This window comes from Veillonella sp. LMAG:90 (assembly GCF_008679445.1).
Classification (GTDB): domain Bacteria; phylum Bacillota; class Negativicutes; order Veillonellales; family Veillonellaceae; genus Veillonella_A.
The window spans coordinates 1336658-1360616 of the sequence record NZ_NAND01000001.1; the positions used below are offsets into that span (position 1 = coordinate 1336658).

Annotated in this window: 15 protein-coding genes, 1 pseudogene and 1 riboswitch; of the genes and pseudogenes, 15 read left to right on the forward strand and 1 reads right to left on the reverse strand. The window is 38.1% G+C overall.

The features are described from left to right. Window positions 1–179: 179 nt before the first annotated feature. The 7 genes and pseudogenes from CCC71_RS05900 to CCC71_RS05930 form a co-directional block, all read left to right on the forward strand. Window positions 180–416 (forward strand): annotated as a pseudogene (locus CCC71_RS05900) (type I restriction-modification system subunit M N-terminal domain-containing protein); the annotation flags it as partial. Window positions 417–529: 113 nt separating this feature from the next. Continuing rightward, window positions 530–2701, forward strand: a complete 2172-nt coding sequence (locus CCC71_RS05905) for a type I restriction-modification system subunit M (RefSeq protein ID WP_296333231.1) — start codon at window positions 530–532, stop codon at window positions 2699–2701. Between the two features lie 4 nt (window positions 2702–2705). Continuing rightward, window positions 2706–3368 carry a restriction endonuclease subunit S gene (locus tag CCC71_RS05910; protein WP_156705751.1) on the forward strand — a complete coding sequence of 221 codons (663 nt, stop codon included), beginning with the start codon at window positions 2706–2708 and terminating at the stop codon, window positions 3366–3368. Continuing rightward, a complete protein-coding gene (locus CCC71_RS05915) occupies window positions 3326–6556 on the forward strand; it encodes a type I restriction endonuclease subunit R, EcoR124 family (protein ID WP_021840517.1) in 3231 nt (1076 codons plus the stop codon). The genes CCC71_RS05910 and CCC71_RS05915 overlap by 43 nt, the downstream gene beginning before the upstream one ends. Before the next feature lie 95 nt (window positions 6557–6651). Continuing rightward, entirely contained in the window at window positions 6652–7581 is a 930-nt protein-coding gene (locus CCC71_RS05920) for a site-specific integrase (RefSeq protein WP_296333233.1), read from the forward strand. Between the two features lie 222 nt (window positions 7582–7803). After that, entirely contained in the window at window positions 7804–8952 is a 1149-nt protein-coding gene (locus CCC71_RS05925) for an LLM class flavin-dependent oxidoreductase (protein ID WP_021840519.1), read from the forward strand. A gap of 276 nt (window positions 8953–9228) precedes the next feature. Beyond that, the gene (locus tag CCC71_RS05930; protein WP_021840520.1) at window positions 9229–10095 is read left to right on the forward strand and encodes a class I SAM-dependent methyltransferase; all 867 of its coding nucleotides are present in this window, start codon (window positions 9229–9231) and stop codon (window positions 10093–10095) included. Between the two features lie 81 nt (window positions 10096–10176). On the opposite strand, the gene CCC71_RS05935 is transcribed toward CCC71_RS05930, so the two are convergent. Then, window positions 10177–11256: an IS30 family transposase gene (locus tag CCC71_RS05935; protein WP_226974713.1), complete on the reverse strand. Its 1080-nt coding sequence runs from the start codon at window positions 11254–11256 to the stop codon at window positions 10177–10179. A gap of 159 nt (window positions 11257–11415) precedes the next feature. On the opposite strand from CCC71_RS05935, the gene CCC71_RS05940 reads away from it, so the two are divergent. The 8 genes from CCC71_RS05940 (at window position 11416) to CCC71_RS05975 (ending at window position 23942) form a co-directional block, all read left to right on the forward strand. Continuing rightward, window positions 11416–13629, forward strand: coding sequence for a TonB-dependent receptor (locus tag CCC71_RS05940; protein WP_021840539.1), 2214 nt, complete (start codon window positions 11416–11418; stop codon window positions 13627–13629). Window positions 13630–13720: 91 nt separating this feature from the next. Further along, window positions 13721–15913, forward strand: a complete 2193-nt coding sequence (locus tag CCC71_RS05945) for a TonB-dependent receptor (RefSeq protein WP_226974651.1) — start codon at window positions 13721–13723, stop codon at window positions 15911–15913. A 27-nt stretch (window positions 15914–15940) separates the two neighbouring features. After that, a complete protein-coding gene (locus CCC71_RS05950; RefSeq protein WP_021840537.1) occupies window positions 15941–17512 on the forward strand; it encodes an ABC transporter substrate-binding protein in 1572 nt (523 codons plus the stop codon). Next, window positions 17509–18453: an ABC transporter permease gene (locus CCC71_RS05955; RefSeq protein WP_021840536.1), complete on the forward strand. Its 945-nt coding sequence runs from the start codon at window positions 17509–17511 to the stop codon at window positions 18451–18453. The genes CCC71_RS05950 and CCC71_RS05955 overlap by 4 nt, the downstream gene beginning before the upstream one ends. Further along, window positions 18453–19289, forward strand: coding sequence for an ABC transporter permease (locus CCC71_RS05960; RefSeq protein WP_226974649.1), 837 nt, complete (start codon window positions 18453–18455; stop codon window positions 19287–19289). Before CCC71_RS05955 ends, CCC71_RS05960 begins: the two co-directional genes overlap by 1 nt. After that, window positions 19286–20230, forward strand: a complete 945-nt coding sequence (locus CCC71_RS05965; RefSeq protein ID WP_296333235.1) for an ABC transporter ATP-binding protein — start codon at window positions 19286–19288, stop codon at window positions 20228–20230. The genes CCC71_RS05960 and CCC71_RS05965 overlap by 4 nt, the downstream gene beginning before the upstream one ends. A gap of 1 nt (window position 20231) precedes the next feature. Next, window positions 20232–20999 (forward strand): ABC transporter ATP-binding protein, encoded by a 768-nt coding sequence (locus tag CCC71_RS05970; protein WP_226974647.1) that lies wholly within the window; start codon window positions 20232–20234, stop codon window positions 20997–20999. Between the two features lie 306 nt (window positions 21000–21305). Further along, window positions 21306–21477, forward strand: a riboswitch (cobalamin riboswitch). Window positions 21478–21728: 251 nt separating this feature from the next. Further along, complete coding sequence (locus tag CCC71_RS05975) at window positions 21729–23942, forward strand: TonB-dependent receptor (protein ID WP_296333238.1); 2214 nt, start codon at window positions 21729–21731, stop codon at window positions 23940–23942. Window positions 23943–23959: the final 17 nt, after the last annotated feature.

Here is a 23959-nt window from a genome sequence, read left to right on the forward strand (position 1 = left end):
TACGTTTTTCTATTGGCTTATTAAGTTATTTTTCATATAATATATTCATATAGACTTACGCTTGACAACAGCGTAAAATAAAAATTTTTTGCCTTTTTTTGCTTAAAGGGTATTATTTGGAGGATGGATTTATGAACAAACAGCAGTTAGCTGCCAAGATTTGGGAGTCTGCAAACCGCATGCGGTCTAAGATAGAAGCGAATGAGTATAAGGATTATATCCTTGGTTTCATTTTTTATAAATACTTGTCGGACAAAGAAGAACAGTGGCTTTTATCCCAAGAATACACGCCGGAAGACATCAAAGAATACGTAAACGAGGATGACGATGAAACGGTGCGTACGGTTCAAAAGAATCTAGGCTATTTTATTGCGTATAAAGACCTTTTTTCCACATGGATTCAAATGGGGGCAGATTTCTCGGTAGACAATGTGCGAACTGCTTTATCATCCTTTACACGTCTGATTTCACCGTCCCATAAAAAGTATTTGACGGGATTTTTAATACCCTCGAAACAGGCCTTTCTAAATTGGGTGAAAACACGAAATCGCAGACGAAGGCCGTTAGTGATTTGGCACAGCTTATTAACGAAATTCCGATGGATAAAAAGCAGGACTATGACGTTCTTGGCTTTATCTATGAATATTTGATTTCTAATTTTGCAGCTAATGCCGGTAAAAAAGCAGGGGAATTCTACACGCCGCACGAAGTGTCTTTGCTTATGTCTGAAGTGGTAGCTAATCATTTAAGAGGTCGTGAAAACATCAAAATTTATGACCCAACCAGTGGTTCGGGGAGCTTGCTTATAAATATCGGCCAGACTACCGCTAAATACATGGAAAACGAAAATAGTATTCGTTACTATGCGCAAGAATTGAAGTCCAATACCTATAACTTGACCCGTATGAATCTGGTTATGCGTGGGATTTTGCCGGATAATATTTTGACGCGCAACGGGGATACGTTGGAAGAAGATTGGCCGTATTTTGATGAAGCGGATCCGGTCGGTACGTATGAGCCGCTCTATGTGGATGCGGTTGTTTCCAATCCACCGTATTCACAACGTTGGGAACCGGCCGGTAAAGAAAGTGATCCGCGTTATTCTCGCTATGGTCTAGCCCCTAAATCTAAAGCAGACTATGCGTTTTTATTACATGATTTATACCACTTGAAACCTGGCGGCATTATGACTATTGTTTTGCCACATGGGGTATTGTTCCGCGGTGGTGAAAAAGGTCAGATTCGTAAAAACCTCATTGAGCAGAATAATATTGATGCGATTATCGGCTTGCCGGCAAATATTTTCTTCGGCACGGGCATTCCGACCATCATTATGGTGCTTCGTCAAAAACGTGAAAACGACGATGTGCTCATCATTGATGCGTCTAAAGGTTTTGCCAAAGAAGGTAAAAATAACAAACTTCGAGCATCAGATATTCGCCGTATTGTAGACACGGTGAAAGGCCGTTTGACTCAGGATAAATATTCTCGTGTCGTTACTCGCGAAGAAATCCGCAACAATGACTATAACTTGAACATTCCGCGCTATGTGGATTCTTCTGAAAAAGCCGAATCTTATGATATTTATGCGACTATGTTTGGTGGCATTCCGGTAGCTGAATTAGCTGATTTTGACGCTTATTGGAATGTATTCCCATCGTTAAAAGAAGAGCTTTTTACTACTGGTGATGAGTATGTGTCTGTAAGTACTGAGGATATTAAAAAGACTATCCTGGATAATAAAGATGTGCAGAATTTCTTGGCACAATTCCGCAACCGTTTTGCCGATTTAGGCGAAAGCTTAGACCGTGAACTGATTGACGATGCTATGAGTCTTTCTATTCCTAGAAAAGAAGAATCCTTGGCAACTGAACTTTTCAAACGCTTTACCGGGATTCCACTCTTAGATCCATATCAGGCCTATGAGATTTTTGAAGAACAATATGGAGCCATCGCCGGTGATTTGGAATTGATTCAGGCGGAAGGCATGGAGGCTGTTCGTACCGTTGACCCTAACATGGTAATTAAGAAAAAGAACGGCAAAGATGCGGAAGTGCAGGATGGCTGGAAAGGTCATATCCTTGACTTTGATTTGGTGCAGCGCGTTTGCCTTGCCGAACAATTGGATTCTTTGACGCAGAAGAGTAATGAACTTTCTGAAATTCCGGGTTCCTATGAGGAATTGCTCGAGTCTTTGAGTGAAGATGATAAGAAAACCATTTCCGAGGCTCTTAATGATGCTAATGATGCCTTTGTGGTAAAAAATATTAAGAGCGTAATAGCTGAACTTAAGAAGGACGAAGCTGACAATAAGGAACTAATTAAGACCCTTAAAAGCGCGCAAAGTCTTAACGATAAAGAGAAGAAATTAAAAAATCAGATTAAAACGGAAGAAACCGATTTGCATCTTTTGACTAAAGAGACTATTGAATCTCTTTCTGATGCGGCGGTACGCGAACTTCTCCATGAAAAATGGGCAAAACCGATTGTAGATGGCACATTAGCTCTTGCTGATGCCATGCTCAATGACTTTACGAATCGTATTGAAACTTTGTCTAAAAAATATGCTGAAACAATGAGCGATATTGAGGAAGAAATCAGAAAGACTGAAAAAGAATTGTCTGCTATGCTTTCTGAACTTACCGGCTCAGAAGCTGATATGGCCGGCATCCGTGAATTGCAGAAGTTGATAGGGGGTTAATGAGATGGAAAAAAGAAAAACCCCGAGGATTAGGTTCAAAGGCTTCAGTGATGATTGGGAACAGCGTAAGTTGGGGGAAATGGCTGATTATAAAAAAGGTCCGTTTGGTAGTGCGTTAAAAAAAGAGATTTTTGTTCCGGAAGGAATTGATACTGTTAAAGTTTATGAACAACAAAATGCTATTAATAAAGACTGGCGATTTGCAAGATATTTTATAACAAGAGAATATGCTCAGAAGTTATCAAATTTTGAGACACATGCGGGCGATATTATTGTTTCATGTGCGGGTACAATTGGCGAGATATATGAATTACCGCATAAATCAAAGCCAGGCATTATAAATCAGGCACTCATGCGGATTAGAGTGAATGAAGGATTTATTACAAAAGATTTATATAAAATTATATTTAGCAATAAGATTGATGAGTTTTCTGCAAAAATGAGTAATGGATCTGCAATGAAAAATATTCCACCTTTTGCTGACTTGAAAGGAATGATAGCAGATATTCCATCTATGAAAGAACAGTATTGTATGGGAAACTTTTTTTCTAACTTTGATACCCTCATTACCTTTCATCAACGACAGCAAAATTCATGGAAATTAATAGAAAAAGGAGTAAAGTTATGGATGATTTTAACAAAGAATCAGATTTTGAAGCGGCTTTAATAACTGCATTGCAGCGTTATGGTTGGGAAAAGGACGTTCTCAAGAATCCGACGGAACAAGATTTGCTTCAAAACTGGGCAAATATCCTTTTTGAAAATAACAGAGATATTGATCGTCTGGGAGATTATCCTCTGATTCAAGAAGAAATGGAAGATTTGTTGGAACAAATCCGTCGTCTTCGCACTCCTTTGAAGTTAGATGGTTTTATTAATGGGAAAACTGTGTCCATAACGCGGAAAAATCCTGACGATACATTGCATTACGGTAAGGAAGTAAGTTTGAAGATTTATGACCGCATGGAAATTGCGGCCGGGCAAAGTCGTTATCAGATTGTGCAGCAACCTCGTTTTGTCCGTCGTGAAAAGGTGTTGCAGGATAGACGCGGCGATTTGATGCTCCTCATCAACGGTATGCCGGTGTTTCACATTGAGCTCAAGAAATCCAGTGTGCCTGTAATTGAAGCGGCTAATCAGATTGAAAAATACGCACATGAAGGGCTTTTTTCAGGAATCTTTTCATTGGTGCAAATCTTTGTAGCTATGAATCCTAAGGAGGCCTTGTACTTTGCCAATCCGGGGCCTGATGGCAAGTTCAATCCGGATTTTTACTTCCACTGGGCTGACCTAAATAATGACCCGGTGAATGATTGGAAGGTTGTGGCGGAACGCCTATTATCCATTCCAATGGCACATCAATTGGTTGGTTTTTACACGGTTGCCGACGATTCTGACGGTGTTTTAAAAGTAATGCGCAGTTATCAGTATTATGCGTCCAACAAGATTTCTGACCGCGTGTCCAAAAATGATTGGCACGAAGGAAATCAGCGTGGGGGCTATATTTGGCATACCACGGGTTCCGGTAAGACCATGACGTCCTTTAAATCGGCGCAGCTTATTGCCAATTCAAAGGATGCGGATAAGGTTATATTCCTTATGGATAGAATCGAGCTTGGCACGCAGTCGCTCAAGGAATATCGGGCGTTTGCGGATAATGTGGATGATGTGCAGGAAACGGAAGATACGATTACCTTGATCAGTAAGTTGAAAAGCATAGATCCGAAGGACACCTTGATTGTGTCGTCGATTCAAAAGATGAGTAATATTAAGGAAGATGCAGCCAGCAAAATGCGGTCCAAAGATCTTGAGTTAATGAAGTCTAAGCGGCTCGTGTTTATTATTGACGAATGTCATCGTTCGACGTTTGGTGAGATGTTGGCCACGATTAAGGCTACCTTCCCGAATGCACTTTTCTTTGGTTTTACGGGAACGCCGGTTTTTAATGAAAACGAACAAGCCATGACTACCACAGCGGATATTTTTGGTGATGAACTTCATCGTTACAGCATTGCTGACGGCATTCGCGACAAGAACGTGCTTGGTTTTGACCCGACCATGGTAATGGTGTATAAGGATAAAGATTTGCGTGAAAAAGTTGCTTTACAGGAATCGGGGGCTTATTCGATTGAAGAGGCGTTAGAAGATCCGACGATGAGCAAAACATATTATCGCTTTATGTCGTCGGCGCAGGTTCCTATGGCGGGTAAACGTGAAGAGGACGGTTCTTACGTACGAGGGATTGAAGATTATGTAGAGCAAGAAGCTTGGCAAACGGATGAGTACCAGTGGGCCGTAGTCGACGATATTGCTGAAAACTGGCGTACACTTTCGCGTAATCATCAATTCCACGGGATTTTTGCCACCAGTAGCATTCCGGAAGCCGTTCGTTATTATCTTAAGTTTAGAAAACGCTATCCGCAGTTAAAGGTAACCGGCCTTTTTGACCCAACTATTGATAATAAAGGTGGCTATGCTTTAGAAAAGGAAGACGGTCTCAAGGCTATGCTTGAGGATTATAATGCTATTTTCGAGCAAAACTTTGACATCGGCGGTTATGCCAAGTTTAAAAAAGATGTGTCGGCTCGATTGGCGCACAAAACGCCATATAAATGGGTAAAGCCTGAAAAACAATTGGACCTTTTGATTGTTGTGAATCAGATGCTTACCGGCTTTGACTCAAAGTGGATCAATGTTTTATATTTGGACAAAATGCTGGTATATCAGAATTTAATTCAGGCTTTTTCGAGAACTAACCGACTTTTCAATATTAATGAAAAGCCGTTTGGTTCGATTCGGTATTATCGCATGCCGCATACGATGAAACGCAATATTGAAGAAGCTGTACAGCTTTATTCCGGCGACCGTCCGCAAGGCTTATTTGCCGACCATTTACCGGATAATGTGCGTCATATGAATGCCACGTTTGCTGAAATGAAGACTATTTTTAAAAGCGCCGGCGTGCCGGATATGGATACATTGCCGGAAGATACACCGTCTAAAGCTAAGTTTGCTAAATTGTTCCGTGAGTTCTCCACTTATCTTCAGGCCGCTAGGATTCAAGGGTTTACGTGGAATAAAAGGGAATATTCTTCTTTAATTGATGTGGAAGATACGAGCGAAGAAGAAATGATTCAGCTGTTGCCGACGGAAGATGACTATCTGATTTTGAATCAGCGTTATAAAGAATTGAGAACAGGAGGAGCGGGCCCAGGGGGAAATCCTCCTGATGATGGTGGTGAAATTACATTCCCGATTGACCCATATCTTACTGAACAGAACACGGGTGTTATTGACAACGACTACATGAATTCTCGTTTTGAAAAATGGCGCAAACAATTATTAGACCCTGATGCCGATCCGGCTACGGTTGAGGAAACGTTGACTGACCTTCATAAATCCTTTGCCTTTTTAACACAGGAAGAGCAAAAATATGCGAATATTTTTCTCCATGATGTGCAGACCGGTGATGTAAAAATTGTCGATGGTAAGACATTTAGGGACTATATTTTCGAATATATAGAACGAGCTAAAAACCAGCAAAACAAAAAGATTTCCACCTATCTTGGTGTTGATGAAGTCCTTTTGACAAATTTGATGGACGCTCATGTAACGAAGGATAACTTGAATGAATATGGTCGTTTTGACGCCTTAAAAGCAACGGTAGTCAGAGAAAAAGCGCAAGAATATTTTACAAAAGTGGATAAGAAGAAGTTACCACCATTCCGCGTGAATAATCGGGTAGATGAGTTGCTCACAAAATTTGTTTTGGAAGGCGGTTTTGACATTCAGGATCCGGACGAAGAGGAACAGAAGAACGAAGCAAGTAAGAACTATCACAACACATGTAAGTAAATCTGTAGTGATAATGCGGACGAAACTAAAAAGACAATTAAAGATGAGCCAAGCGAGTGCCTCCAATCCTTCATCGGCGTAGGAAGGAGGCACTTATGTCGATTGTAAATAAAGCTACGGATTATTTAACGGACTATTATCGTAACTGGGTTTCGGTGTATAAGGAAAGCGCTATTCGCAATGTGACACTTTCGAAGTATCATATGAGCCTTGCTTGGCTGGAACGACTGGCTCCGGGATTGAGACTTTGTGATGTAACGCGGGTTTCGTATCAGCAAATCATTAATGAGTATGCTAAGGAGCATGAGCGGCAGACGACGATGGACTTCCATCATCAGTTGAAAGGAGCCATTCTTGATGCGGTTGATGAAGGCCTGATTCCGCGCGATCCGACCCGTAAGGTTATTATTAAAGGGAAGGCACAAGCCCCGAAGAAAACAAAATACTTGAATCAGTTTGAGCTTCATACATTGCTGAAAAGCCTGAATTTAGGTGATGAAGTGAATTGGGATTGGTTCATTCTGTTGGTAGCTAAGACAGGCATGCGTTTTTCAGAAGCATTGGCCATTACGCCGGCAGATTTTGACTTCGCTCATCAGACGCTTTCTGTGAGTAAAACATGGGATTACAAAAATGGCGGTGGGTTTTCACCGACAAAGAATAAGTCGTCAGTCCGTAAAATTCAAATAGACTGGCAGGTTATTATGCATTTTGCTTTTCTTGTTAAAGATTTGCCGCAGGATAAACCGATTTTCATTAAAAAGGAAAAGATATATAACTCGACTGTGAATGATATGCTGGAGCGGTGCTGCAGGAAACTTGATATCCCTGTAATTTCGGTTCATGGCCTGCGTCATACGCATGCATCGATTTTACTATTTGCCGGAGTTTCTATTGCCAGTGTGGCCAGGCGACTTGGCCATGCCAGTATGACTACGACACAGAAGACATATCTTCATATTATCCAAGAGCTGGAAAACCAGGATGTAGATCTTATTATGAGGTCGTTGTCTAATCTTATGTAACGGATAAATGAGTCCGCGCCGATGGAGGATTATTGAGTTATAATAATTAACTTCATAGAAATATTTAAATATATTGTTGGCATCGAATAAGATAAATCATATAATAACTCTAGGATATATACTCATATCACGAAATGTAGATTTAATAGAAGCTACGGTGTAATTAGCTCAATACGATAAAGCAGTTATGCCAGGAACATAATAGTGTATAAGGAGATATATATGAAGGAAGACAATAAGCAAGATGTTAAGACAGTGCAAACAGGCTTAAAGGTATCCATGTTAAATTTGGTACCCCTAAGAGCTGGTCAGACTTATCTTGACGCTTATAAAGACATGATTGACTTGGCTCAAGCCGTAGAAAGTTACGGCTATGAACGCTACTGGATTGCCGAGCATCATAATATGAAATCCTTGGGAAGTAGTGCGACTCAACTTCTGATTCAACATACCTTGGCTAATACTAAAACGATTCGTGTCGGTTCCGGTGGGGTAATGTTGCCGAACCAGAGCCCGTACTTGGTGGCAGAGCAATATGGCACGATAGAAACGCTCTATCCGAATCGTTTAGATTTGGGCTTGGGGCGAGCTCCCGGTACGGACCAGGTAACAGCACGGGCTCTTCGACGCACTAATAATCTCTATACCGATTTTGCCGAAGAATTGCGTGAGTTAAAAGGCTATTTCGATGATACTAATAATGTTCATGCCTATCCGGCTGCCGGTCTTCAGGTACCGTTTTATATTCTAGGTTCCAGCACTGACAGTGCGTACTTGGCGTCCGAATTAGGTTTGCCATATTCCTTTGCCTCTCATTTTGCACCGGCCATGATGGAAGAAGCGGTAGAGATTTATCGGGAACGTTTTAAACCGTCTAAAGTGTTGTCAAAACCATATGTTATCTTGGGTATGAATGTCGTCTTGGCTGATACTGATGAAGAAGCTAAACATTTAGCAACGACTCAGACACAACGTTTTATTGATATTGTTACCGGTAATAATCAAGGTTTGCAGCCGCCGGTGGAAACAGAAGCTGAACTTTGGGATAATTATGTGGCAGCTAAACGAGCACCGCATTTTGGCCCTATTCCTTTTAAAGCAGAGGACATCGCGTTCCGTGAGCAGGCCGTAGTTAGACAGATGACGTCCGTTTCGTTGATTGGCAGTCCGGCTTCCGCGGCTAAACAGTTGCAGGATTTACAAAAACGGGTAACGTTTGAAGAGATTATGGCTCAGAGCTTAATTTACGACCAAAGCGTACAAGCCTATTCGTATAAATTATTGGCTGATGTGGTGAAAACGTGTAGGGACATTTTAGATAGGAAATTAAATCCTACGTTAATAGAGTTTAGTTTATTAAGTCCATATTAATTTTAACTAGAAAATGCAATGAATTTTGATATTAGTCAGAATTTATTGCATTTTTTTATTCTCGCTAGCTTGATGATTCAAGAAATAAAGCTTAGTTATGATAATAATTCATATTTTATTGACCATTTCAAGATTTTTTAAGTATAATTTCTTCATAGAATATTTATGAAATTTGAAAAGTTTAATCTATAAAAACTGAATGAATATATATGATTATTTTTTATAGATTGCAATATATTAACGCTAAATATAAGATGATTTTATTATTTAAACTATATGAGAAGAGTTGATAAATTGAGAAAATTAAGAAATATCAATTTAAATGAATTGTGGGAAAAAGAACAGGAATGGCTTGATTATAATCTTTTAGACCGTAAATATAACGATTGTGTGGAGTTAAAGTTTTGGAAAGATTTAGCACCGAGATATTCAGAAAAATTTAATCTATATCGAGATGTACCGGGTTTAGGTGAATGGCTTCATCAAAAAATTGGTAATAATAAAAGGTTGCTTGAAGTCGGGTGTGGAGTTGGAAATTTTACCATACCTTTTTCTAAATACAGTAAGGAAATATTAGCTGTGGATTTTTCGCCGGCCATGCTAAATGAATTACTAAAAAATATTGAATATGAAAATATAGAAAATATACGAATGCATCATAGTAAATGGGAAGAATTTGAAGAACCTTATGATGCAGATTTTGTTGTGTCGGTTAACTCTTTATATCGAGTTCGTTATATGGAGACGGCATTGAAGAAAATTTCAGAATACGGCAAGCAAGGTTTTTTTATAATTCGTACAGTATATAAACCCTATTTGCATGAAATTTTTGATGAATTACGTATAGAGTATAAAATAAATAGTGATTATATGTTTATGCCCATGATGCTTTGGAATATGGGCATATCAGCAAATGTTCAGTATACGCGATATGGACGGCCTATTTCTTTTCAGGCATGGAATGATATAGAAGGTCAGATGATAGACGATATTGGTGAAGATAAATATTTACAGTATAAAGACGAGCTTAGTGACAGATTTCTTCAAAAAGCAGTAAAAGGTGAAAATGGATTTACTTATATATCGGAGCAGATTATAGAAATCATATATTCATTCAAAGATGGTAGTCATTTTTCATTGTAAGAAGTGGGAAATGATTATAACCTTAATTTTTATTTTTTGCCATGGAAACAAGGAAACATCGGTAAAAATGAAAATAAATTGCTAAATTGCAATATCAAATTGAACACTTTGTAAATCCACTAACTTCTTAACTTCTTCAACAAAGGCTTCTTGCGGCGTACGGTAATTTAGGATCTTACGAGGTAAGGAATTACACCAGTCGGTTGCCCGGCGAAGTGTTGTTTCGGATACGTCACGAATTGGTGTTCCTTTAGGAATAATGCGGCGTAATAAACCATTATGTCGTTCATTAGAGCCACGTTCCCATGCGGCATATGGATGAGCAAAAAAGATCTGTAAATTCTCTGTTTCAAGTTCAGTAATAGACGCAAATTCAAGGCCATTATCAGCTGTAATTGTCTTGCAGAGTTGCTGTAATGAAATATCGGTACTAAAGCCTAATAGCCAGTTGTGTAGCGTGTTTTTTATGTCAACTGCTTTAGCGGAAGGTGACCGTAACGTTACATAAATTCGTGTTTTACGTTCTAATAGAGAGATAATTACTTCATCATGCTTATCTTTAATGCCTCGAACGGTATCGAGTTCCCAATTTCCAAATTCCTCGCGAGTCAAAACAGATTCATCACGTAGTTCAATAGACTTACCTAGATTTTTCTTGTGCTTACGCGTAATAGCTTTACGCATTGAACGGCGTAGCACTAGCGGTAAATCCATTGGTTTAACGCGGAGAAGGTCTTCATGAAGGTAGTTATATAAAGTTTTAGTAGACACCATTTCATTACGTACAAACAAGCACTTACGCAATGCATAGCCTACGGCAGCATCAAATGACCATTTATGCTCCAATACCTGGTCTTCAACCCAAGTAAGAAAAGGTGTAATCATACCGGCTTTTCGAGTATTAAACGAGCCTTTACGAGAGGTTTCATACTTTGCCTGTCCATGATCGGCTAGATACACCATGACCCGTTTACCAGCCTTTATTTGTTCAACAGTACCTCGTTGAATTTCAGCATGAATGGTTGTACGAGAACGGCCTAAAGCTTTAGCAATCGACAGTTTTGAAGCACCCGCTTGCAATTGTTTTTCAATATGAAAGCGTTCTGCGTAAGATAAGTGTTTGTTTGTACGTAATGATGTGTTATGATTAATAGAGTCCATAGTGATATCGATACCTCGTGTATAAGATTTTAGATTAGAGACCTTAATCATAACACAAATCGGTATTCACTATGGATTTTTTTATGTGTTCAATTTCATTGTACAATTAACCATGAAAATAAATTATTAGTCGTCGATGTTTTATAAGGAGAGATTTGTATGACGAATAAGAAACTTTTATCGGCACTTATTATGATGGCATTAACAACCTCAGTACTGGGGAGTGTTTATGCGGCAGATGAAAGTAATGGGGATGCAGTAAAAAGATATAAACCATACGCTGCTGCCGAAGAAATTGAAAAATTACCGGATATTGTCGTAATTGGGGATCGTAATAAAGAGCGTGAAGTATTACCGGGGGACTTTGTGTATACTAAGTCACAAACCGGCTTTTTTAGTGGTAAAGATACGCTTGATATTCCGTTTACACAAACAAATTTCACTGAAAAATCGATGGAGATGTTTACCGGTCCGGATAAACCAATGGACTCATTATTGGCTAATTCGCCATCAATCCGACAAAGCGGTTCAATTTTACACGGAGACTTTTTCTTCCGTGGATTTAGAACTAACGGTACTAACTTTTATGTAAATAATGTGCCAGGAGTATTTACTCAATTTAATACGCCTTTATATCCTATCGAGTCTTTAGAAATGATTTCCGGGCCTAATGTTGGTATTTACGGTACCGGTGTACAGTATGAAACAACTAATCCGGGGGGGATTATTAGCGTTAAGACTAAAGTTGCTCCTGATAATCGAGTATTTGATTTTACTCAGACTATTTCCGGTAGAGGTTTGTTTGGTGAATATTTAGATTATGGTGAACGTTTTGGTAAAAATAAAGAATGGGGTATTCGAATTACCACTGAAAATCTTAATGGCCGAAGCTCGGTAAAAGGTACAAAAATTAACGGGCAAGGTATTTTTGCCAATATCGACCACCAGTCAGAAAAATCAAAAGATAGTTTATTTATTGGGTATCGTAATTTAGATATCCAAGGCGGCTTGCGTTGGTTTATTTTAGACAGTTCTGTGACTAAACTCCCTGGTGTGCCAAAAGGATCCAATGATTATAGCTTTGACGGTATGGTTAAATCAACTCACGGTTGGTTAATGACATATAATCATGAGCAAAAATTTAATGAACATTGGGATGGTTTTGCTAACTTTGGTATGCAGAGAAATGATTTGGATCGAAATGTTATGGCCAATGGTGGCAGTGGTTACGTGCTCAAGGAAGACGGAACATTCCCTGTAACTGCTAGACCGGGTGGAACACCGCAAGAATATTATTATTGGCAATTAGGCACTACGGCGCATTATAATACCGGTGATATAAACCATGATATTACGTTGTCATATAATCAGGCTTGGCGTAACAGAAAAACAGCGTATAATAATGGCTCTTTGGCTACCATTGGTTCCGGTAGTCTATATGATGGCATTAATCAAATATTACCGGCACCGACTAAATTTGATACTCGTTGGAGCAATAAAACTCGCGTTGAAAGTTTCTCGATTATTGATTATATGACTTATGAAAAATGGAATGTCATTTTTGGTTTCCATAAACATGAGGCAACATCTAAGTCTTATAAATACTCAGGAAATACAAGTAATTGGTCTTCTATTGATACGATTAAAACTGATGCAACAAGTCCTACTTATGGTTTTATCTATCATCCAAATGACAATTCTTCGATTTATGCGAGTCATACAGAAAACTTTGATGCCGGTAGTGGCGTTAATACTACTTTTGAAAACTATGGGGATGTATTACCGCCATTAAAGACCAAACAAAATGAAATCGGGTTTAAATATTTAAAAGATGATTTATTATGGACTTTAGCATACTATGATATCAAACAAGATAATTTGATTAGTGTGTATAAAACCGGCTATAGTAAACCGTTCCAATCTAAAGACGGACAAGCTCGCCATAAAGGGCTTGAATTGGCTGTTAACGGTAAGTTGGCTGATAAGTGGAATCTATTCGGTGGTATTTCCAGAATGAGTGCGAAACAAGAAAAAACTACAAATGGTACTTTAGATGGTGTACGTGTTAATGGTACCAGTGAATGGACTGCTGTTTTTGGTGCGGAATACAATCCTAATGAATTCTGGAGCTTTGTAGGTCGTGGGATTTATACAGGTAGATCACCTGTTATGAATGAAAAAATTTGGGCCGGCGGCTATACAATATTTGATGTAGGCGCTACTTACAAAACTCATTTCGGTGAAGTTCCGGCAGAATTATCCTTAATGGTTAATAACGTGTTTAATAAAGATTACTGGCAAGTTTCTCGAGGCAATCAGGTATACCTCTCCTTGCCGAGAACATTAACATTTACAGCTAAACTTCATTTCTAAGAAAAGGTATAGATTTTTGAAAAGGAAGGAATTTTATTAAATTCCTTGCTTTTCTAATATTCGGACTAGTAATTTTAGGGAGATACTACTAATGAAAAAAACTATTCATAAATCAGTGTCAGGTTTGCTTGCATTGGGTTTTATCGGTTCAATTATGCCTACGGCGATAGCAGCCGAAAGCGATTCTCCATTGGATACCGTTTATGTAATTGCTTCTAAAAATAGTAATAATGAAGATGCATTACCGGGTGGTCTTGTTAATGAAAATGCAAAGTTAGGGATTTTGGGGAAACAAAGTCTTATGGACATTCCGTATAGTGAAATGTCTATGACTGAAAAAATGTTAAAAAAGTTTGACGATCCGACTCAGCCGCTTGCCAATGTACTTTTAAATAATCCTTCTATCAGAACAAGCACGACATCGCCGATGTATACTGACTTTTCTATGCGCGGTATTAATATGAACGGTAATCATATGATGTTGAATGGAGTTCCAAGTTTGTTTTATCAATTTAACGGACCTATTACTCACTATATTGATCGGATTGATATAACCTCAGGCCCAAATGCAGCCGTCAATGGTGTTAGTATGTCAAATAACGGTACTAATAGTGGTGCGACACCAGCTCCGGGCACTATTAATATTGTTACCAAAAGAGCTACAGATAAACCTAAAGTAAGTTATACGCAGACCTTTTCCGGCAGAAGTAACCTTGGTGAATTTATTGATATTGGCCGTAGATTTGGCAATAATAATGAATGGGGCGTCCGAGTTATGGGCGAGTATATGACCGGTGAATTATCACTAAAAGGTGCCGAGAAAAATGAAAAGAATATTTTTCTTAATTTAGATAGACAAGGAAAGACAAGTTTTACGAATCTTTTTATTGGGCATTTTGACCTTCGTGTTAATGAGGGACAACGATGGTTTACATATGGTGGTAATGGTACTGAGTTACCAAGTGCTCCGGATTCGAATATTCCTTATGATTATAAAGGTACAACTAAATGGATGCATGGTTGGATGTATACCTTCAATCATGAGAAGCAAATCAATAAAGACGTTAGTTGGTTCACTAATATAGGTCATTCATTAAGAAGTGGCAATAAATATAATTCCAGTTCAGCTCTAAGCTTTGATGAAAAGGGGAATTTCTTGTCGTCTAACGTAGCTAATGCTCAAAATGAAAGTGGATTGAATACTTATTTCCAAACAGGTATTAGAGGTAACTTTGAAACCGGAGCAGTAAAACATCAAGCCTCAATAGCGATTGACCGTTCTTGGGCGAAATATTGGAATGATTCAAACAATGGAACAAGAGGAACAATCGGTGGTAATATTTATACCGGAACAATTTATTCACCAAACTTTGCAATACCTGCATTACGTTATGCAAAATTATCGTGGAATGAAATAAATACCGGTGTTACTATTGCAGACTCGCTTAGTTATGGTAAGTGGGATGTATTGTTAGCAGCTTCTCATAAGCATGAAAATTTCCAAAATAAATTGAGAACAGGGCAAGATATTAAAAATGATGATTGGCTACCTACTTTTGGCGTGACTTATAAACCAAATAATGATATTGCAATTTATGCTAGCCAAACTGAAAGTTTGTCGCGAGGTGCCGTGGTTGTAAATGGGTCACGAATTTATGATAATGCGGGGGATACCTTGGCTCCATCTACCAGCAAGCAGCGTGAAATAGGGATAAAATATAATTTCGAAAATATCTTTACGACACTTGCTTATTTTGATATTGACACTGAAAGCTTGATTGATAAAGAATTGGACAATGGCTTATATCATCGAGTTGCCGATGGCCGTGATAATTACAAAGGTTGGGAATGGACTGTTAATGGTCAACCGGCCGATAAATGGACCGTTACCGGCGGGCTTTTATATATGAATGGTAAACGAGAAAAAACTAATGGTGGTACGGCTGACGGAAAATTTATTAACGGTGCCGCTAAATGGAGTGGGGTTATTGGTGCCACTTACGCACCTAATGAGCAGTGGAATATAATCAGTCGTTTGAATTGGGTTGGCGAAGCTTTTATTGATAATAGTAAATCACCGACCGGAGCTACCAGAATCCCGTCATATGCAGTATTGGACTTGGGCGTTGATTACAGCACTGTTATTTCTGATGTTCCGGTTACATTTAAAGCTATGGTTTATAATGTTACTAATAGAGACTATTGGATTGGACGAGGTAGTTCAACCACTTTTGGCTTATCTATGCCGCGTACATTTATGTTATCTGCTACGGTAGAAATATAATAAACTGTTATTCCCGGAGGTGATTTTTTGAAACGGTTAATAAACAGAATGTATCTGTTGTTGTGCGTCCTTTTATGTATAGGGTTTATACTAAGCGGGTGTGGTAATCAACAATCGACAGAAGAACCTGAAATTGTATTGGCTGCCGCAAGAGATCTGGCTCCGGGAAATAAGGATCCGTATTATTCAAGTGTTATTTTAAAAACGTGGGAATCTTTGGTAGGTATTTCGGATGATGGAAAAATAAAACCTATGCTTGCAGAATCTTGGGAGTCTAACGAAAGTAAGACCGAATGGATTTTTCATCTGAAAAAAGGGGTAAAATTCCACGATGGAAGTGATTTTAATGCGGAAGCTGTATTAGCGAATTTTTATCGAATCACTCATATGGGCTATAAGCCTTCAACGTTTTATGGCTATCAGGTTAGTCGCATTTATCCGGGATTAATTAAATATGAAGCCGATGATGCGTATACGGTTCATTTATATTTTGAAAAACCGGTTCCTATGTTAATATATCGAATGGCGGGATGGGGGAGTTGTATGTTCAGCCCTTCTTCTTTTGATAAAGAAAGTGGCGATTTTATTGATATAGCTAAGGGAACCGGACCGTTTAAGATTGTTGAAAGAAAAGCAGATAATTATACTGTATTGGAACGATTTGATGAGTATTATGGTGAAAAGGCTAAGGCAAAACGTATACGGGTTCGCGTAATAACTTCGCCGGAAGCCAGATATTCGGCATTAAAATCAGAAGAGATTTTTGGTGTATTGGATTTAGGTGGCGTCACGCCTATAATGGCTGAAGATCTTATGCGTGACGGTCGTTTTCAAGTAAATAGTGCAAAATCAACAATATCACATTATCTATCAGTAAATGGAACCAGATATCCTTTTAATGGTGAACGTATGAGAATGGCTCTAAATTTAGTGATTGATCGAGAACAAATTGTTCGTCATTATTTTAGAGGCTATGGCACACCAACGAGGAATTTTTTGAATAGCACTAATCCTTTTTCAAAAGTTTATCCGCCTGAAAAAAATTTAGAAGAAGCAAAAAAATTAGTGGATGAGGTATTACAAGGAAAGCGTCAAAAGATAGTCTTTTTAATTCCGCAATATGGCGCCGCAAGATATCCGTATAAGGTTATTTCTGAATTTATTCAGGCAGAATTAAAGGTATTGGGGTTAGATACTGAGATTGTTTTGATGGATGGAATGACAGCCCGTAAGGCTATGGCTATGGGAAATTATGATTTATCAATAGGAACCAGAGGTTTGGGGAATCTTGATCCAACCTCTTTATTGTATGAATTTTTTGATACTAAAGGCCCTACTAATAAAGCTAGTAGTTTCGGATATTCCAATCCTCAAATAGATGCGGATTTTGAAAAGTTAGTTGGTACATATAATATTGAAGACCGTGCTCAAATATATACCGATATTTTGAATCAGTTAGTTGAACATCCCGCGGTAGTACCGCTTTTTGAAGATCAAAACCTGGCTGTGAGCAATAAAAAGTTATCCGGATATGATGCTGTCGTATATGGTATTACATTAGATAAAGTATCTTGGGTAGGAGAGGGAGATGTGAAATGATTGCTTTTTTCGTTTATGCAGCAAAAAGGCTTCTTATAATTTTGCCGTTTCTTATAGGTCTCTCTATCATTTCTTTTTTGCTTGGCATTATTGCTCCCGGTGATCCGGCATTAACATTATTGACAATGGATGGTTCAACGGAACCAACTGTTGAAGATTTGGCGGCTATGCGTCATTTATTGGGGTTAGATCAGCCTATATGGCAACAATATTTAAACTGGCTTATTCATGCATTAAAAGGTGATTTCGGCATATCTTATTTAACTCAAAAGCCGGTGTTAGCTGAGATTTTGAGACGATTCCCGGTTACCTTTCATTTATCCTTATGGGCAATGGCATGGGTATTGTTTTTGGGTATTCCTTTTGGTGTATGGTCTGCCAGATATAAAAATAAAAAATCTGAATTTTTAGTACGAATTTTTATATTGCTTTTTATATCAGTTCCCAGCTTTTGGTTAGCAATCATTTTTATGTTGATTTTTTCCGAGGAACTTCACATATTGCCATCAAGTGGATATGGCGACATAACTCATATGATAATGCCCTCCTTTGTTTTGGCGGCCGGTACGATAGCGGCCGTAATACGATTACAACAAACGACAATTATATCTGTATTGGAAAAACCTTTTATTCAGACTTTACGCGCTAAAGGTTTTCCTATGCGATATATCTTACTACATCATGTGTTGCCTAATTCATTTATGCCGGTTATAACTATGATTGGTACTTATTTCGGCACCATTCTAGGCGGCTCGGTAATAATTGAAGATTTATTTTCTATTCCCGGGATGGGCAGTTATGTACTGGCTGCCATATGGGGGCGAGATTACCCCGTTATACAGGGCTATGTGATTGTAAGTGGTACGATATTCCTTGTTTTCAATTATTTAGTCGATTTGAGTTATTATGTATTAAATCCTAAGGGACGAGGTGGCGATTGATGAAGGTTTTCCGCTCTGTACATCCTTTATATCTATTAGCTTTTGCTATAGTATTGGGAACAATCTTTTGCGCCGTAATGGCACCATGGATTTCACCTTATAATCCTACGGAGGTAAATACTGAAGAAATTTTGGAATGGAGTTCATACAAACATTGGTTAGGAACAGATGCATTAGGTCGTGATATTTTATCACGCATGATTTATGGTGCAAGAACATCAGTTGTTTTTGCGACCGTAGCAGCTTGTTGTACTATGCTAGTAGGATTGATATTGGGAATGATTGGTGGCTATTACGGTGGACGCATAGATCAAGGTATACAAGCTTTGGTCAGTCTGTTTCAAGGGTTGCCCGGTATGAGCTTTATGATTGCTATTGCGGCCGTATTACCGGAAAATGATGCCCGTTTAATTATAGCGGTAACGATTACTTCATGGACCGGATTTTCACGTATTGTGCGAAGTGAGGTAATACATCTTCGAAATGAAAACTATATTATTGGCATAAAAAGTTTGGGTGCCGGTAATTCTTATATTCTGAGAAGATATATATTGCCCAATATTTTTCCTTTAATCGTTGTTTTACTGACTCTTAGAATCGGTACCTCTCTTTTATCAGCATCTGCTTTATCTTATTTGGGCCTGGGGGTACCACCGCCAATTGCCGATTGGGGTGTTATGATTAGTGATGCCCGGACTTATTTTAGGAGTTATCCGTTGATGATATTGGCACCGGGTATGGCAATAACACTTTTTTGTATGAGTATAAATTTGATTGGTGATTTTTTGCGTGAACATTTGCAGTTGAGTAATGCCGGAGAAAGGAAAATGTTATGATGGAAGATATTATTATTGATGACTTATCAGTTGCATATCCGTCAGAACAGGGGCTTACTCGAGTGCTTCGCAATGTAAATTTCAGATTAGTTTCAGGTAAAATAACGGCTTTGGTGGGCGAGTCGGGAAGTGGGAAATCTATAATGGGGTCAGCGATTATGGGGCTTTTGGATGAATCTGCTGTTGTGACCGGTAAAATTTATTTAAAAAATCAGAATTTATTGGCACAATCAGAAGCGGAATGGAATATGACCCGAGGTACCCGGATAGGATGGATTGCACAAGATCCTATTACTGCTATGGATCCTATGCAAAGGGTAGGTAAACAAGTCGTTGAATCAACCTGTTACAGAAATAAGACTTCTTATTCCGCTGAAAAAGCAAAGGGGATTGAACAATTAAAGCGGTTTGGCTTGCCTAATGCGGAAGCGGTATATGATAAATATCCCGGTGAATTATCCGGTGGGATGGCTCAACGTGTATTAGCAGCTATGATGGCGATGCCACACCCCGGGTGGATAATTGCGGATGAACCGACTAAAGGTTTGGATGCTTTTGTGCGGCGCGAAATTTGTCAGTTATTCCGTGATCTTCGAGATGAGAGCGGTGTTAGTATTTTATTCATTACTCATGATATCCGTTTAGCAGAAAAACTAGCAGATTATATTGGGATTATGTATGCGGGAGAAATTCTTGAATACGGTACTTGTGAAGAAGTATTTAAAGAGCCCAAACATCCTTATACTATCAGTTTTTTAGAAGCACAACCAAGATATAGGTTAAAATCGATTCCGGGGTTACCACCTGATTTGCATAACATTCCCAATGGTTGTATTTTTAAAAATCGTTGCAAGTATTATGAGTTAGACATATGCGAAAAAGATCAAGTTATGAAGAATTTATCTTCTTCCCATCAAGTGCGTTGTGAATGGAGTAAATAGTATGAGTGTATTGGAAATAAGGAATATCTCTAAAAGTTTCACAACAGGCTTTATTAATAAAAGAATCTTCAAGGTTTTAAAAGATATTTCTTTTTCGGTAGAAGAGAATGAGATTCTTGGTTTGGCGGGAACCAGTGGGGCCGGGAAGTCCACATTAATTAGAATTATCATGCAACTTTTAAAGCCAGATCAGGGAGAAATTCTATTAAACGGAAAAGTAATATCGCAAATGTCGGCAAATGAGAATAAAAAAATGCGAGAAGATATGCAGTTAGTTTTTCAAAATCCGACTTCGTCTTTAAATCCTCGCATGACAATCAAAGAGTCTATTGAAGAACCGATTCGTATCCATAAGAATCAAGATATTAATTTAAAGCATAGTATAGAGGATGTTTTAGAGAAAGTACAACTTCGTAAAGAGTTACTTTCCAGATATCCGCATCAACTTTCCGGCGGAGAATTACAGCGTATTTGTCTTGCCAGGTTACTGTTATTAAATCCGAAGATTCTTTTATTGGATGAACCGACATCGATGCTTGACGTATCGGTGCAAGCACAGATTATTTCTATTTTAAAAGATATTCAAAAGGAACGATCTTTAGCTTGTCTGTTTATCTCGCATGATTTAGATTTGTTACGCGTAATTTGTAATCGTATCGGAATTATGCGCGAAGGCCGGTTGATTGAATTACAACCGACAGAATTACTTTATCGGCATCCTAAAGAAAAATACACGAAAGAATTGTTAGCGGCTTTTGAAGATTTTTAGTTGAGTATTTGCAGTAAATTATTATATTAGAGTATAGTTATTTTGATTAAAAATATTATTAAAAAAATAAATAGAGTTTAACTATAAGATGAAACCTTAAAGTAAAAAATCTTTTGTTTTAAGGTTTTTTGTATAAAAATACTGTTTAGAATAATATGTTTAAATATAAAAATTAACGATGATAAGCCATAAAACCCTATGAAATAAAGGAGTTTTAGTATACAATAGAGGGTATAGCATGATTAATATTTGTTTTGAATTAAGATTGACAAGGTGGAAAAGTAAATATATAATGTACATGAAGAAATTTTATACATATTTATAGGTGTCGATTTAGACTTAATAGAGAAATCGGTATAAGCCGATGCGATCCCGTCACTGTAAGAGGAGCTAATCTCATGTTGCCACTGGATATTCCGGGAAGGCGAGAGGCGCTATGAATCTAAGCCAGGAGACCTGCCTATTTATAATCTCCGTTTTAATCTACGAGCGATAGAGAGGCGATTATGGCAAAGGTCATGTAGCATATCTATTTCAAGATTGAAGTAGATATGTTTTTTTATAAGTTAATGGATTATGAAGGGATTACTAAGAACCTTGAGTTAGCATTAGGTGAGGTAGTGTTAAAAGAAGAGGAATAGTAAAAAAAATAAATCTATTAACTGATTATGATCTGCCCCCATTTTCTTGGACAGAAGTAATTTAGGGTAATTTTATTAGGAGGGTATTATGAAAGGTCAGGGATTGTTAGTACGAGCGGCAGTATTGGCATGCTGTGGTAGTATTTTGAGCTGTGTTGGTGTACAGGCCGAAGATGTGGTTACTGATTATGACTTAGGGACAGTGGTCGTAACTGCGACAAAAACGGAGCAAACTATTGCTAATGTGCCGGCCAGTGTAAGCGTTATTACCTCAAAAGATATAGCTGACAAGAATATTTCGTCGGTTCAAGAAGCTTTACAGTTTTTGCCGGGTATTTTTATTGACCAAAGTGCGCAAGGCAGTTTGACTATGCGTGGTATGAGTTCTACAGATATTTTGGTATTAGTTGATGGAGTTCAACAAAATAATACTTATAACGGAACTGTAAATTTTAATATGATTCCAATTTCGAATATTGAACGTATTGAAGTATTGCGCGGTGGCGCATCCTCTTTATACGGTGGTCATGCGGTTGCCGGTGTTATTAATATTACGACTAAAGGTGCACCGGAATATGGAACTTCTGTAGTGGCAGATGTATCCTATGGTAGCTATAATACTTGGAAAAAAGCCGTGTCGGTTAATTCTCGTTTATCAGACAAATGGAGTTTAGGGGTTACTTATGAAAAACGCTCCTCTGATGGCTATAAAGGATTTTATCGATCGCTTGCACCAAAAAAAGGTACAGCATCTATTAGTGCCGATTTACCACAGTTAAGTAATGGTACTTATATATACGGTGGTCGTGGTGAGAAAGAATGGGAACATGAAAATTACGGCTTTAAAATTGGGTACAATTTTGATGAATCTAAATCTTTAGTTTATAGCTATAATCGAATTAATAGTGAATCCTCTTATAGTAATCCATTTACTTATGTACATGATACTAAAGGAAACCCTGTATGGTCTGGCAATGTTCAGGTCGGAACAAATAAAATTATTTCTTTATCTCCTAAAAATTTCTTAGGCTATGATAATGAAAATAAACGTGATACCCATATTTTGACATATCGTGATACGGCAAATGATTTCTTGGCGCGTGCAAGTTATACGCATGATAAGGTTGATGGTTTTACATCACCTACTGTACCTAGTTCCTATAAAAATGTTGATTGGACCGGGGCCGGTGATTATTCTCTCCATCCAGGGAAGAAATTTACGTACGAAGTTGAAAAAACATGGCGAGATATAGGAAAGCATACCATTAATGCCGGTGCCTCTTATCATACGGAAGAAATGATTCAGAAGCGTTATAATCTTTCTTCGTGGCATAACAAAAACTCCATTATTAATCAATATGCACAAGATGAAGGTAAAATAAGCAATCTGGCTGTATTTGTACAAGATGAGTATAAATTTGATGATGAATGGTCTTTATTTGTTGGGGCACGTTATGATCGTTATAAAAAAGGTGACGGTACATTCTGGGCCAGTGGTAAAAACGGTTATGATACCACATCCGAGGGTAAAACATATAATCATATAAGTCCTAAAGTTTCATTAGAATATAAAGCTAATGAAAGTACAAATTATTATATGTCTTATGGTGAGTCGTTTAATCCACCACCATTAGTATATATTTATCGTTATGGCGGTTCCGGTATGGGTAATGTTATTCCAAATCCGGGCTTAGATCCTGAAACTTCCAAAACCTGGGAATTAGGGATGAAACGCCAGTTGACGGATCGAGATTCAGTGGATATCTCCTTATATAATGTTAAAACCAAGGACAAAATTGAGTATACCTATTTCTACTTGCCGGGGACAAGTACTACAGAATATAAGCAATACATAAATTACGGCGTAGAAAAACGACGCGGTATTGAACTTAATTACGAGCATAAATTTACAGATAATTTAACCTCATACGTTAACTATGCTTGGCAGTCGGGTAAAGTTAGTGGTCCGAAATTAGAGGATACTAATAAATCAGGCTATAGCAATGCAGTTGATTATTCTGTACCGAAACATATCTTCCATGCCGGTTTGGCTTATGACAAGGAAAAATGGACCGGTTTGTTAGATATGCAATATGTTAGTGCACGCCAAAGCTCTACGGCAGCAGCCGGCGAATACGGTGCTTATGACGGCTATTTCTTAGTGAATACCAGTGTTGGGTATCGCGTTACCCCTGATTTTACAGTTAAATTTAGTATTGATAATATATTTGACCGTGAATTCTATGATAATGAGGCAACTGCTGGTCGTACCTATACATTAAGTGTTCGTTACGAGTACTAGACGATTTAAAAAAGACC